Here is a 13941-nt window from a genome sequence, read left to right as displayed (position 1 = left end):
TATATTTGTACTTTAGAATAAATCTAAATTGAATAAAGTGAAATTAAGCAAACAAGATATATTAAAAGCACTCGAATCTATTACTGTTCCTGGTGAAGGGATGAATATGGTTGAGAGTAAAGCCGTAAAAAATGTCATCACTTTTGGTGATGAAGTGATAGTCGATATTACTATTACAAATCCGAGTTTACAAGCCAAAAAGCGTGTAGAGGTTGATATACTCAAAACCATACATGAACAAGTTTACGAAAAAGCTAAAATTACAATAAACGTAAAAGTTGATGCGCCTAAAAAACCAAAAGCTAATGTTATAAAAGGCGCTGCAGTTCCAGGTTTAAGAAATATTATAGCCATTGCTTCAGGTAAAGGAGGTGTTGGTAAATCTACGGTTACGGCAAATTTAGCGGTGACTTTAGCAAAAATGGGTTTTAAAGTAGGGGTTTTAGATGCCGATATTTATGGGCCTTCAATTCCTATTATGTTTGATGTTGAAAATGAAAGACCTTTAGCGGTAAACATTGATGGAAAATCTAAAATGAAGCCTGTCGAGAATTATGGTGTTAAAGTATTATCTATTGGATTTTTTACTAAACCTGATCAAGCCGTAGTTTGGCGTGGTCCAATGGCAGCTAAGGCATTAAATCAAATGATTTTTGATGCCCATTGGGGAGAACTCGATTTTATGTTAATTGATTTGCCACCAGGAACTGGCGATATTCATCTGAGTATCATGCAATCGCTTCCTATTACTGGAGCGGTTATTGTTAGCACACCTCAGAATGTGGCTTTAGCTGATGCAAAAAAAGGAGTTGCGATGTTTCAACAAGACAGTATAAATGTACCTGTTTTAGGAATGATTGAAAATATGGCTTACTTTACACCTGCTGAATTACCAGATAATAAGTATTTTATCTTTGGAAAAGAAGGGGCTAAAAATTTAGCAGAAGATTTAAAAGTTCCGTTTTTAGGTGAATTGCCTTTAGTACAAAGTATAAGGGAAGCAGGAGATGCTGGTCGTCCAGCAGCTTTACAAACAGCCACACCTTTAGAGCAAGCTTTTGAGAAATTAACTCAAAATGTAGTGGAAGAAGTAGTTAGAAGAAATGACGATTTGCCACCAACTGAAGCTATAAAAATTACAACAATGGCTGGGTGTTCAGCAGTTAAAAAATAGGTTATGACATCAGAAGAACTTAAATTAAACGTAGAAAAAGCACTGGATGAAATTCGTCCGTTTTTGCAAAGTGATGGTGGTGATATTTCATTGTTATCTATAGAAGAGGGTGATACCTTGGTAAAAGTTCAGTTACAAGGTGCTTGCGTAGGGTGTAGTGTTAATCAAATGACACTAAGATCTGGTGTAGAAATGACTATAAAAAAATATGCGCCTCAAATTGAGCAAGTTATTAATATTGAAGCATAATCTTTCTTTTTAATTCCTACTAAAATAATAGAGAAACTTATTTCTAAATAATTCAGAAAGCTTATTTTTGATGCAAAATTATAGTATGCATTTTTTAGCATAAGCACAAAATTGAATAATGGAAGATATTAATATAAAAATAACAGACAGAGATGGTGTTATACACGAGATTGTTGCACCAACGGATATGGCTATGAATCTAATGGAGGTAGTTAGATCTTATGAAATTGCACCAGAAGGAACCATTGGTGTTTGCGGAGGAATGGCTATGTGTGCTTCATGCCAATGTTATGTGTTAAGCGACACTAAATTGCCAGAAATGAGTGATGATGAAGAGGCTATGTTATCTGAAGCTTTTGATGTTAAAAAGAATAGCCGTTTGGGATGCCAAATACAAATGACACCAGACATGGAAGGTTTAGAAGTTGAATTAGCTCCTGAAAGTTAATTTTTACTTGCTTTATAAATAGCATTTAAGAGACTGTTTTTCTCCTTGACATCTTGCCCAAGTTGCCAAAACATGATGCCTCCTAATTTATTTTTTAAAGCATATTCAGTTTTAAGTTTTACTGAAATGGTATCATCATAAGTAATGAAAATACTATCCCTTTCATTAAATAAATATGGCGCTTTTGCTATAGAATCCCAATGCCTCTTGTAATTTTTATCGCTTTCGTATTTTTCTCTAATGTCTCTGTAAGCACTGGTAGTAAACGCTCCTTTATTAGCTTGATACAGTCCATTATTAATTGAAGACACTCCTTTCCAGCCTTTTCCATAAAAAGCTGCTCCAATTACAATTTGCTTAGGGTTTACACCTTGAGAAAAGCAATAATCAACAATCATTTCAGTTGAACCTGGTGCATATTCAGCACCTTGATTGTTACTCCTTTTTTTCATTTCTTCGTAAAAATCGGAAACCAGTGAATCTTTTAAATGCTCGCTTTTAATCCAGCCTAATGGTGTATGGTGGCCTGTGAATGGTGCGTTTCCACTTACCTGATCATAAGTCATAATATTCATGTAATCCACATGTTTCATAACTTTATCAAGTTCTATATTGTTATAATAAGGTTTCCAACCAGCAGAGGCAAAGGTTAGTGTTTGGTTTCTTTCTAAAGTGTTTAAAGCTTCTCGAAGTTCTTTCATTAAAAAGGTGAAATTTTGCTTGTCTTCTGGTCGAGCTTTAGTGTTAGCTGCTGGAATACAAGGGTATTCCCAATCTATATCTAACCCATCTAAATCGTATTCTTTAATAAATTTAACTACACTTTCAACAAACCTCTTTCTGCTTTCAGGCGAATAAGACATATCCGAAAATCCTTTAGAACCCCAGCCTCCACAAGCAATCATAAATTTAAGATTTGGATAGTTATTTCTATGTTTTACCAATTGTTTTAGTTTATTACCATATTCTACATTATTAAATTTCATTTCATTATCAATAACTTTAGTGAAAGAAAATATAATATGTGTGAGTTGATTTAAAGGAAGTGTTTCTGGTTTGTAATCTTTTTCGGGGACATAATAAGCCATAACTGCAATAGTGTTTTCTTTTTCATCAGTGGGTTGACAGCTAAAACTATTTAAGGTAAATGCTAAAATGGTAATTAATAAAAAATTATTTTTTAAATACTTCACTTTTCTAAATTTTATTAGTTGATTATGCCGTTTTGTAATCTATTAATTTTTTAGGGCCTTCAAGTAGTGCTTTTACTATTTGAAGGGTGCCGTCTTCTTTAGTAGCAATTTGCCATTTAATTAATGATATTTTACCATTTTCAATCTCAATACCAGTAATACTTCTTGGGTGTACACAGCTACCATCGTTAAAAAAAGCAATGTCTCCAGGTTCAGGAAAGCGCGGTCTGTGTGTATGCCCAACAATGGTGACTAAATTGTTGTTTTCGGCTATCCATTTTTTGGTACGACGTTCTACTTTTATAAGTTCTTTGTAGTTTTTTGCAGGGCTTGTAGGGTCTGCAATCCCCATTACATTTAATGGTTTCCATAGTATGCGAACCATAAATCTGCTCCATTTCCAGAATAAGTAATTCCACCAATCGGCTTGATGTCCATGGGTTAAAAACAGCTCTTGTTCTGTTAAACAGTGTTTTAAAATAATCCCTTCGTGGTATTCTATATCTTTAAAAAGTTCAACATCTTCCCCTGTTTTAGGATCAAAATAAGTAGATAAATGTTTTTTTACATACTCAGGATTTCTGTAAACCATATCGTGGTTTCCCCAAATCATGTGTAACCGATTTGCTTTATGAAATAATTTCATAAGCATATACACATTTTTGTGTGCATTTAATATAGAATCAAACGATATGTTTTCCCAAAGTTCATCGCCATCACCAATTTCGCAATACTGAAAACCTTCAGCATAATAATGTTTTAATGCATGAAAATAGATATTTCTATTATTAGCAAAATCGTCGGCAAAGCTATTGTCGCCACGGTGACAATCACTAAATAAGATAAACTTGCTATCATCATCAAAATCAATGATTTTAGCAGTTGCATAAGCGTTGTCTAATCTTTTTTTAGCTGAAAACATAGAAGTAAATGTAAGCAAATTTCAATAGAAAATGCTTCCTAATAAAAGAAGCATTTGTAGTATTTAAATAAACAGACTTATCAGTAAGAGTAAACTGCCAAATGTGGCTTAGTCACTATTTAAAGGCGTTAAGACCTGTAATATCTAAACCAGTTATTAATAAATGAATATCGTGAGTGCCTTCGTAAGTAATTACGCTTTCTAAATTCATAGAATGACGCATAATAGAATACTCGCCTGTAATGCCCATGCCACCTAACATTTGTCTAGCCTCACGGGCAATAGTTATTGCCATATCTACATTGTTACGCTTTGCCATCGATATTTGTGCCGATGTTGCCTTGCCATCGTTACGTAAAACTCCAAGTCTCCACGTTAAAAGTTGAGCTTTCGTGATTTCGGTAATCATTTCTGCTAGTTTTTTTTGTTGTAATTGAAACTGACCAATTGGTTTCCCAAATTGCATGCGTTCTTTACTATATCTTAAAGCTGTGTCGTAGCAATCCATCGCTGCTCCAATAGCGCCCCAAGCAATACCGTAACGCGCAGAATCCAAACAGCCTAGTGGTGCGCCTAAACCAGATTTGTTGGGTAATAAATTTTCTTTTGGTACTTTAACATTGTCGAAAATTAACTCGCCAGTTGCACTCGCACGAAGTGACCATTTATTATGGGTTTCTGGTGTAGAAAAACCTTCCATACCACGCTCAACAATAAGTCCGTGAATACGGCCTTCTTCATTTTTTGCCCACACTACAGCAATTTGAGCAAACGGTGCATTACTAATCCACATTTTAGCACCGTTTAAAAGATAATGGTCGCCCATATCTTTAAAATTGGTAACCATACCGCTAGGGTTACTGCCGTGATCCGGTTCGGTTAATCCAAAACATCCAATCCATTCGCCACTTGCTAGTTTTGGTAAGTATTTTTGACGTTGTGCTTCGTTACCATATTTCCAAATAGGGTACATTACTAATGACGATTGTACCGAAGCCGTACTACGAACTCCAGAATCGCCACGTTCTATTTCTTGCATAATCAAACCATAAGAAATTTGGTCTAATCCTGCACCTCCATATTCTTCTGGAATATAAGGGCCGAAAGCACCAATTTCTGCTAACCCGTTTACTATTTGTGTTGGGAATTCTGCTTTTTGAGCGTATTCTTCAATTATAGGAGACACATCGCGTTTTACCCATTCTCTAGCAGCATCGCGTACTAATTTGTGTTCTTCAGTTAAAAGCTCGTCTAAATTGTAATAATCTGGAGCTTCAAATAAATCTGGCTTCATTTAAGATTAGTTTTATGTTTAAAACATATAATTATCATAATTGTAATTAATGTTTTATTTTATTTAGATATTTGAAATATTAAGCACTCAAATTTAACTAATCTATATTTAATGGATTACATTTTTAAGTAGAAATCTTTAGTAAGATTGATGTATTCTTCGGTGTATTGATGTCTTTCGGTTTCAATAATTAACTCTTCTATTTTTATATCGCTTTCGCGGAAAGAAAATGCTATTAAACTGCGCTTGATTTCTGAAGCTGGATTTCCTTTTACATGTAAGATATTATTTGGAAAGAGATTTGCTTTTGAAGCTAAATCAATAAATTTAACTTCTTCTTTAAAAGGAATAATTACTGAGAAAGTACCATTGTCTGAGAGTAATTTTGAAGCATTATCAACAAGATGCCCAAAAGGCATAGCATCGGTAAATCGAGCTAAATCACGTTGCTTGTTTTCTGTTTTATAATCTTCAGAATAAAACGGAGGGTTGGATACAATCAAGTCGTATTTATCTTCAATTTCTTCTGTAAATGCTTCAAGTGAAGTATGGTAGCAAAATAAGCGGTCTCCCCAATGTGATTGTTCAAAATTATTAACACATTGTTCGTATGTATTATCATCAACTTCTACAGCATCAATTAGTTCGGCATTACTGCGTTGTGCAAGCATAAGTGCAATAACGCCAGTCCCTGCGCCAATATCTAAAATTGAAAATGGATTTTTGTCAATAGAAGTCCATGCGCCTAATAACACACTGTCGGTGCCAATCTTCATAGCGCATTGGTCTTGATTAATTACGAATTGTTTGAATTTAAAAGGTTTTCTCATGTCTGTCATCCTGAACTTGTTTCAGTATCTCATAATTATAAGATGTGATGCTGAAATAAATTCAGCATGACGTTATGTTTATTATAAATATAAATCAATCAAACCTTCAGGTGTTTCAACCAAAATAGTTTTATTCTCTCGGTCTACTTTTAAAATAAACTCATCATTCATTGGTATCAAAATTTCAATACCATCTCTGTCTATTTCAAAAAGGGATTGTGCCGTTGAATCATTTATAGATTTAAGGACACCTACTTTTCCGAAGTTTAAATCTTCAATGATAAACCCAATAACTTCATGAAAATAAAACTTATTGCCTTCAAGTTTTGGAAGTAAGTCAAGCGGTAAATACAAATGACTTTTCATAATCGCATCCGCATCCGCTTCAGTATCTACATCTTCAAATTTAATACGTAATAATTCAGATTTATGAAGTTGAGAACTTTCAACAAAAAAAGGTACAAGATTGTTTCTCAATTCTAAAAAAATAGCATCTAAATGCTCGTAGATTTCTGGCTGATCGGTATCTAATTTTGCTAAAACTTCGCCTTTAAAACTGTACTTTTTTACAATTTTACCTAAATAAAAACAGTCTTCTTTTTTCATGACAAATATATTTGTTTGTCATCCTGAACTTGTTTCAGGATCTCATTACATTTATAATTATTTATGGGATACTGAAACGAGTTCAGCATGATGCAAAATGTCTTTTGCATAAAAAACTCCGATATTTCTATCGGAGTTTAAAAGTATAAAAATAAATGTTTTTATTCTTCTTCGTTTGAAGCTTCCGCCTCAACAACAGGAGCAGCTTCTTCAGCTACCTCTTCCTCAACAACAGGAGCAGCCGCAGCTATTCTTGCTTCGTTAACAGCTTTTTCAGCAGCTAAGGCATCTGCTTTTGTTTTAGCTTCTGCTTCAGACAAACCATCAGTTTTAGCTTGAACTTTACCTGCTTTTTCTTCTAACCAAGCCGTGAATTTTGCTTCTGCTTGTTCTTCAGTTAAAGCCCCTTTTCTAACACCACCTACAAGATGGTTTTTTAGTAAAGCGCCTTTGTAAGATAATAAGTTTTTAGCTGTGTCAGTTGGTTGTGCACCATTCTGTAGCCATTTCACAGCGCCATCAACGTCTAATTCAACAGTTGCTGGGTTTGTGTTTGGATTGTAAGCACCTAATTTTTCTAGGTATTTACCATCTCTTTTTGAACGCGCATCTGCTGCTACGATCCAGTAATAAGGTTTTCCTTTTTTACCGTGTCTTTGTAATCTAATTTTTACTGGCATAATAATTAATTATTTGAGGTTCTCGACCTCGGTTATTAATGAGGGCGCAAAGATACTATATTTTTTTATTTATCAGTATTTTATTTAGAATAATAAGCATACTGGAGAAGGGAGTTCTACGGCATGTAAAAAGGCAAGTTTTCCGCTAGTTTTATCAATCTTAAAAATAGAAATATTATGACTTTTTTGATTGGCTACTAATACAAATTTACCAGTTGGATCTATGGTAAAGTTTCGTGGCCAATCACCATGAACACTTATATTTTGAATCTTTTTAAGTTTACCAGAATTAGTGTCTCGTTTAAAAATAACAATGGAATTTTCGCCACGATTAGACCCATATAAAAAACGCTCGTCTTCAGATAAATGAATATCTGCACAATAACTTTTCTCTTTAAAATCATCAGCTAAAGTTGAAATTGTTTCAATAAATTCAAATCCGTTTTCTGTTTTTTTTGCAGAAGTAATTGTGCTAGAAAGCTCATTTATAATGTAAATATATTTGCCATCGTTTGTTAACGAAAAATGTCTTGGGCCAGATTTGTTTTCTAAATCAACAATTGAAGGAGAAATCAATTCATATGTTTGGTTTGATAATCTATAATTAAAAACGGCATTCAAGCCTAAATCTGCGGCATATAAATCATCTTTAAAAAACTGAGCAGAATGTGCATGCGAAACAATACTGTCGGTTTTATGCTCTAAAACTTGAAAAGCTTCATTTAATGCACCATCATCCTTAATAGTGTGTAAGGAGAAATTTCCTCCTGTATAATTTGAAACAACAGCTTTGTCTCCTTGTTTGTTAATCACAACATGGCAAGGGTGCGCGCCATGGGTGCTAGTTTTGTCTATAAATGTTAGAGTTTTGTCTGCTTCAACTTTAAAAGCAGAAACAGTACCGTTTTCAGTTTCATTAACAGCATACACATAGTTTTTATCTACCGAATAGGTTATAAATGACGGATTTTCAGAAGTTGCGGCCAATTGCTTGTTGGTTAACTCACCAGTTTCAGTGTTAAATTGATATTGATAAATACCTTCGCTATCGCCATCAGTATAAGTGCCAATATAAAGTGTGCTTAATGGATTGCTTTCCGATTTACAATTAAACAGTGTTAATACAGTTAAAAAAATGCTAAAAAAAAGTCTCATAAATTTTATATAAAAATAAGCCTCTAAATTATAATAAATAGGTTGAATTTGTTAACGTTTCTTAAATTTTTCACAAACCCTGTTAAATCGCTTGACAAAAGAGGTGTTCTGTAGTATATTAAGGTAAATAATGTGAAACAATACACATCTTTAAAGAATTTATTGGAACCGACATGATTATAATAATTATTTGAATGTGTTTAATAATTAGTATAATCATCAAAGGTCACATGTGACTTTTGAGAAGCAATTAAAAAAACACATGAAATTTAAAAATGAAAATGATAATATGAAGTACACAGAAGAAATTTCAAACAAATTAAATGAATTATTAATCAAGAATTATGATGCCGAAAAAGGATATCTTAATGCTGCTGAAAATGTAGACAGCCCAACGTTAAAAATTTTTTTTAAACGAAGAGCTTCAGAACGAAGCGAATTTGCTAAAGACTTAAGAACAGAAATTTTGCGTTATGGCGAAGTACCCGAAAACTCTGGGAGTTTTAAAGGTACAATACACAGAAATTGGATGAGTTTAAAATCGCTATTCACATCAAACGATGAAGAAGCTATTTTAGAAGAAGTTATTAGAGGTGAAGAAGCAAGTCTTGAAGAGTACAATGAAATTCTAAAAGATAAAACTTTACCACCAAGTATTGATTCGTTACTGATAAAGCAAAAAAACGCTATTCAAGCGTCAATTAATACTGAAAAAGTGCATGAAGAGTTAGTTTCATAAAAGTTAGTTAGTTTTGGTTAAGAGAAGTGCAGCCCATTGGGCTGCATTTTTGTTTACAAGTGTTTATAACTTCACTTTAAAAAAGTATAAATTCTATGTATTTTTATAAGCTCGTTATTTGCGACTCAACAAATAAACGCAACAATAAATAAACACTAAGCATGTACTTAATTTTCGATACTGAAACTACTGGATTACCAAAGCGCTGGGATGCACCCATTACCGATACCGATAATTGGCCAAGGTGTATACAAATTGCATGGCAATTACACGATGCTATGGGTAATTGTATTGAAAGTCAAGATTATTTGGTGCAACCAGACGGCTTTAATATTCCTTATGATGCTGAAAAGATTCACGGTATTTCAACCGAATTAGCACAAGAGCAAGGTGTTCCATTAATTGAGGTTTTAGAAAAATTTAATGAGGCATTAAGCAAAACCAAATTTGTAGTTGGGCAAAACGTCAAGTTCGATTTAAATATTATGGGTGCCGAATTTGTACGTGGCGATGTTGCAAACCCACTACAAGAATTACCCGTTTTAGATACTTGTACGGAACATACTGCGAGTTTATGTCAAATTCCTGGTGGGCGTTATGGTAAGTTTAAGTTACCAACATTAACTGAGCTTCATGAGTTTTTATTTGATACTCCTTTTGCTGAAGCACATAATGCCACAGCCGATGTTGAAGCAACTACACGTTGTTTTTTCGAATTGATTCGATTGGGAGAATATACCAAAGAACAGCTTGATGTTGAACCTGATTATTTTCAAAAGTTTAGGGAAGTTAATCCCGATCCTATTCAGCTTATAGGGTTAAAGCACATTAATCTTAAAAAAGAAAGTGCTAAGATTAATGAGCGCTTACAGCAGGCTCAAACTAGTGACCTTTCATCATCAGAAATAAAACAAAATGTTTCTAGCTTAGAAGATGTTGATTTTGTGCATTTACATAACCATTCGCAGTTTTCAGTTTTGCAATCTACTATGAGTGTGTCTGATATTGTTTCGGCTGCAGCCGAATTTGATATGCCCGCGGTTGCCTTAACAGACCATGCGAATATGATGGGGGCATTTCATTTTGTAAATGCCGTAAATAGGCACAACAGTGGCGTAAAAGTTAAAATAGCAGAGGCTGATGAAAAGGGAGAAACAACTACTGCAAAAGAAATAAAACCCATTATTGGTTGCGAGTTTTTTGTTTGCGAAAATCATCAAGATAAAACTAGAAAAGATAATGGTTATCAAATTGTACTGTTAGCTAAAAACAAAAACGGTTATCATAATTTGGCTAAATTATCGTCGCATGCCTTTGTTAATGGCTTTTATTATTTACCGCGAATTGATAAAAAACTCATTCAGGAATATAAAGAAGATTTGATTTGCTTAACAGGAAACTTATATGGCGAAGTGCCAAGTAAGATTTTAAATATTGGTGAAAATCAAGCTGAAGAAGCTTTGATTTGGTGGAAAAATGAGTTTAGAGATGATTTGTATGTCGAATTGATGCGACACAATCAGGAAGACGAAAACCGAGTTAATCCTACTTTAATAAATCTAGCGAAGAAACACAATGTTAAATTAATTGCATCAAATAATACTTATTATAGAAAACAAGAAGATGCCAATGCACACGATATTTTACTCTGTGTAAAAGATGGTGAAAAACAAGCAACACCCATAGGGCGTGGTCGAGGATATAGATATGGTTTACCAAACCAAAACTATTATTTTAAGTCTTCCGAGGAGATGAAACAATTGTTTCATGATATTCCAGAAGCCATTTTGAATATTCAAGAAGTAGTAGATAAGGTAGAAGGGTATCAATTAGCACGTGATGTTTTATTACCTGCTTTTGATATTCCAGAAAAATTTAAACATGAAGATGATTTAACCGATGGCGGTAAGCGAGGTGAAAACGCATATTTAAAACACCTTACTTACGAGGGTGCAAAAAAGCGCTATGGCGAAAATTTCTCTGAAGATATTCAAGAAAGACTCGATTTTGAGTTAAGCGTTATTGAAAACACAGGATACCCAGGATATTTTTTAATTGTTGAAGATTTTATTCGCGAAGCTCGGAATATGGATGTATCGGTTGGTCCAGGCCGTGGTTCGGCAGCAGGTTCTGTTGTAGCCTATTGCTTGTGGATTACCAATATAGACCCGCTTAAATACGATTTGCTTTTTGAGCGTTTCTTGAATCCAGACCGTATTAGCATGCCCGATATCGATATCGATTTTGATGATGAAGGAAGAAGTCGAGTTATGGATTACGTTATTGAAAAGTACGGTAGCAATCAAGTAGCACAGATTATTACTTATGGTACAATGGCTGCAAAATCTTCCATTCGAGATACCGCTCGTGTACTCGATTTGCCATTATTTGATGCCGATAGAATTGCGAAATTGATTCCAACCATGTCTAAACTCGGAAAGATTTTTGGGTTAGATGAAAAAGAATTAGCTAAAAAGTTTAGGGCAGAAGATTTAGAAAAAGTCAATGAACTTTTAAATATTTCTGAGGGGGACGATTTAGAGGCAGAAACCGTAAATCTCGCAAGAACGCTTGAAGGTTCGGTGCGTAATACAGGAATTCATGCCTGCGGAGTAATTATCACTCCAGATGATATCACCAAGTTTGTGCCTGTCGCAACTGCTAAAGATTCCGATTTATATGTCACACAATTTGATAACTCGGTAGTAGAATCTGCTGGTTTATTAAAAATGGATTTCTTAGGATTAAAAACCTTGACTTTAATTAAAGATACCGTTAAAATTGTTAAAGCAAAGCACAATATTGTACTTGACCCAGATAATTTTCCATTAGATGACGAAGAAACCTACGCACTCTTTCAACGCGGAGAAACTGTTGGGGTTTTTCAATATGAATCTCCCGGAATGCAAAAACATCTTCGTGATTTAAAACCTACGGTTTTTGAAGATTTAATTGCAATGAACGCTTTGTATCGACCAGGACCGATGGAATATATCCCAAGTTTTGTTCGTAGAAAACATGGCGATGAAGATATTGAGTACGATTTACCAGCCATGGAAGAGTACTTAAAAGAAACATACGGTATTACGGTTTATCAAGAGCAAGTGATGTTATTGTCTCAAAGTTTGGCAGGTTTTACAAAAGGTGAAGCAGATGTTTTGCGTAAGGCTATGGGTAAAAAACAAATTGCGGTTCTTGATAAAATGAAACCGAAGTTTATTGAGCAAGCCAGCGCAAACGGGCATGATGCTAAAATTTTAGAGAAAGTTTGGAAAGATTGGGAAGCTTTTGCAAGTTATGCTTTTAACAAATCGCACTCTACATGTTATGCGTGGATTGCTTATCAAACAGCTTATTTAAAAGCGCATTATCCAGCAGAATATATGGCGGCAGTTTTATCGAATAACATGAACGATATTAAGCAGGTTACCTTTTTTATGGAGGAATGTAAACGCATGAAATTGCCCGTTCTTGGTCCTGATGTAAATGAGTCATTTTACAAGTTTTCAGTTAACAAAGATAATGCAATACGTTTTGGTATGGGAGCCATTAAAGGTGTCGGTCATGGAGCGGTAATGACAATTGTTAATAACAGAAAAGAAGACGGGCATTATAAATCAATTTTCGATTTTGCAAAACGTATCGATTTACGAGCCGCTAATAAAAAAGCATTTGAAAACTTAGCCTTAGCAGGTGGTTTTGATGGTTTGTCCGACACACATAGAGCACAGTATTTTCATGATGATGGTGATGGTATTACTTTTTTAGAGAAAGCCATTAAGTATGCACATAAACACCAAGAAAACGAAAACTCTGCACAAGTAAGCTTATTTGGTGAGTCTAGCGATGTACAAATTGCAGAACCCGAAGTACCGCCATGCGAAGAATGGGGAACCATGGAAAAATTGAGTAAAGAACGCGAAGTTGTTGGGATTTATATTTCTGGACATCCGTTGGATGATTTTAAAACCGAAATGAAAACGTTTTGTAACGGTACTGTTGCCATGTTTAATAATTTAGAACCTTATGTTAACAGAGAAATTGTTTTTGGAGGTGTAGTTACCGATGTACAACACCGCGTAAGTAAACAAGGCAAAGGTTGGGCGTTATTTACCGTTGAAGATTATACCGATAGTTTTGAGTTTAGGATTTTTGGTGAAGAGTATTTAAAGTTTCGCCATTTTTTAATGAAGAACAATTTTGTATTTGTTAAAACCTTTGTCCGCGAAGGTTGGGTAAATAAAGATACAGGCAAAAAAAGCGACCCACGGTTACAGTTTAATAGTTTTCAGTTATTACACGATGTGATGGAAAATTATACAAAAAAACTATCGATACAAGTTGATATAAAAGATTTAAACGAGCAGAAAATAATAGCATTAAAAGAATTATTAAATATGCATCCAGGGAATCAAGCCCTTAACTTTTTGGTGTACGATACTAAAGAAAAAATTAAATTAACAATGCCAAGCAGAAAGCAAAAAGTTAAAGTTTGTCAAGAGCTTTTAAGTGAATTGGAAGCACAGGATGTTAGGTTTAAGTTGAACTGATATAAATTGAACTACCATTCTAATCGAAGCGTGAGAATCTTTTTTTAAGTATTTTGATTTTTAATTGAAAAGATTGTTACGTCGTGCCTCCTCACAATGAC

Annotated in this window: 12 protein-coding genes; 5 read left to right on the top strand and 7 right to left on the bottom strand. The window is 34.2% G+C overall.

The genetic code is table 11. The features are described from left to right. Positions 1–37: 37 nt before the first annotated feature. From AADI82_RS08920 to AADI82_RS08910, 3 genes are all read left to right on the top strand, one after another. The gene (locus tag AADI82_RS08920; protein ID WP_341216096.1) at positions 38–1174 is read left to right on the top strand and encodes an Mrp/NBP35 family ATP-binding protein; all 1137 of its coding nucleotides are present in this window, start codon (positions 38–40) and stop codon (positions 1172–1174) included. A 3-nt stretch (positions 1175–1177) separates the two neighbouring features. Continuing rightward, complete coding sequence (locus AADI82_RS08915) at positions 1178–1423, top strand: NifU family protein (RefSeq protein WP_341216095.1); 246 nt, start codon at positions 1178–1180, stop codon at positions 1421–1423. Positions 1424–1541: 118 nt separating this feature from the next. Continuing rightward, on the top strand, positions 1542–1871 hold the full coding sequence (locus AADI82_RS08910) for a ferredoxin (protein WP_341216094.1): 330 nt from the start codon (positions 1542–1544) through the stop codon (positions 1869–1871). Here the strand turns inward: AADI82_RS08910 and AADI82_RS08905 are convergent. From AADI82_RS08905 to AADI82_RS08875, 7 genes are all read right to left on the bottom strand, one after another. Then, positions 1868–3064 carry a glycoside hydrolase family 18 protein gene (locus tag AADI82_RS08905; RefSeq protein WP_341216093.1) on the bottom strand — a complete coding sequence of 399 codons (1197 nt, stop codon included), beginning with the start codon at positions 3062–3064 and terminating at the stop codon, positions 1868–1870. The genes AADI82_RS08910 and AADI82_RS08905 overlap by 4 nt on opposite strands. A gap of 22 nt (positions 3065–3086) precedes the next feature. After that, on the bottom strand, positions 3087–3986 hold the full coding sequence (locus AADI82_RS08900; RefSeq protein ID WP_341216092.1) for a serine/threonine protein phosphatase: 900 nt from the start codon (positions 3984–3986) through the stop codon (positions 3087–3089). A 115-nt stretch (positions 3987–4101) separates the two neighbouring features. Then, positions 4102–5280 (bottom strand): acyl-CoA dehydrogenase family protein, encoded by a 1179-nt coding sequence (locus tag AADI82_RS08895; protein WP_341216091.1) that lies wholly within the window; start codon positions 5278–5280, stop codon positions 4102–4104. A 116-nt stretch (positions 5281–5396) separates the two neighbouring features. Then, a complete protein-coding gene (locus tag AADI82_RS08890) occupies positions 5397–6110 on the bottom strand; it encodes a methyltransferase (protein ID WP_341216090.1) in 714 nt (237 codons plus the stop codon). Positions 6111–6191: 81 nt separating this feature from the next. Beyond that, positions 6192–6716 carry a ribosome maturation factor RimM gene (gene rimM, locus AADI82_RS08885; RefSeq protein ID WP_341216089.1) on the bottom strand — a complete coding sequence of 175 codons (525 nt, stop codon included), beginning with the start codon at positions 6714–6716 and terminating at the stop codon, positions 6192–6194. Between the two features lie 161 nt (positions 6717–6877). After that, entirely contained in the window at positions 6878–7396 is a 519-nt protein-coding gene (locus AADI82_RS08880; protein WP_341216088.1) for a 30S ribosomal protein S16, read from the bottom strand. 84 nt (positions 7397–7480) lie between these two features. Then, on the bottom strand, positions 7481–8551 hold the full coding sequence (locus AADI82_RS08875) for a lactonase family protein (RefSeq protein ID WP_341216087.1): 1071 nt from the start codon (positions 8549–8551) through the stop codon (positions 7481–7483). Positions 8552–8840: 289 nt separating this feature from the next. On the opposite strand from AADI82_RS08875, the gene AADI82_RS08870 reads away from it, so the two are divergent. Then, complete coding sequence (locus tag AADI82_RS08870; protein WP_341216097.1) at positions 8841–9290, top strand: PA2169 family four-helix-bundle protein; 450 nt, start codon at positions 8841–8843, stop codon at positions 9288–9290. Positions 9291–9451: 161 nt separating this feature from the next. Continuing rightward, the gene (gene dnaE / locus AADI82_RS08865) at positions 9452–13840 is read left to right on the top strand and encodes a DNA polymerase III subunit alpha (protein WP_341216086.1); all 4389 of its coding nucleotides are present in this window, start codon (positions 9452–9454) and stop codon (positions 13838–13840) included. Positions 13841–13941: the final 101 nt, after the last annotated feature.

Origin of the sequence: uncultured Wocania sp. (assembly GCF_964021735.1) — a bacterium.
Taxonomy (GTDB): domain Bacteria; phylum Bacteroidota; class Bacteroidia; order Flavobacteriales; family Flavobacteriaceae; genus Wocania_A.
Note: the sequence above shows the minus strand (reverse complement) of the source record. Positions and strands in the feature narration are given on the sequence as shown.

What these genes read in the sequence shown, in the direction of transcription:
- AADI82_RS08915 (WP_341216095.1), top strand. Translation starts at nt 1,178, where the DNA reads ATGACATCAGAAGAACTTAAATTAAACGTAGAAAAAGCACTGGATGAA.
- AADI82_RS08910 (WP_341216094.1), top strand. Translation starts at nt 1,542, where the DNA reads ATGGAAGATATTAATATAAAAATAACAGACAGAGATGGTGTTATACAC.
- AADI82_RS08900 (WP_341216092.1), bottom strand. Translation starts at nt 3,986, where the DNA reads ATGTTTTCAGCTAAAAAAAGATTAGACAACGCTTATGCAACTGCTAAA.
- AADI82_RS08895 (WP_341216091.1), bottom strand. Translation starts at nt 5,280, where the DNA reads ATGAAGCCAGATTTATTTGAAGCTCCAGATTATTACAATTTAGACGAG.
- AADI82_RS08890 (WP_341216090.1), bottom strand. Translation starts at nt 6,110, where the DNA reads ATGAGAAAACCTTTTAAATTCAAACAATTCGTAATTAATCAAGACCAA.
- rimM (WP_341216089.1), bottom strand. Translation starts at nt 6,716, where the DNA reads ATGAAAAAAGAAGACTGTTTTTATTTAGGTAAAATTGTAAAAAAGTAC.
- AADI82_RS08880 (WP_341216088.1), bottom strand. Translation starts at nt 7,396, where the DNA reads ATGCCAGTAAAAATTAGATTACAAAGACACGGTAAAAAAGGAAAACCT.
- AADI82_RS08875 (WP_341216087.1), bottom strand. Translation starts at nt 8,551, where the DNA reads ATGAGACTTTTTTTTAGCATTTTTTTAACTGTATTAACACTGTTTAAT.
- AADI82_RS08870 (WP_341216097.1), top strand. Translation starts at nt 8,841, where the DNA reads ATGAAGTACACAGAAGAAATTTCAAACAAATTAAATGAATTATTAATC.
- dnaE (WP_341216086.1), top strand. Translation starts at nt 9,452, where the DNA reads ATGTACTTAATTTTCGATACTGAAACTACTGGATTACCAAAGCGCTGG.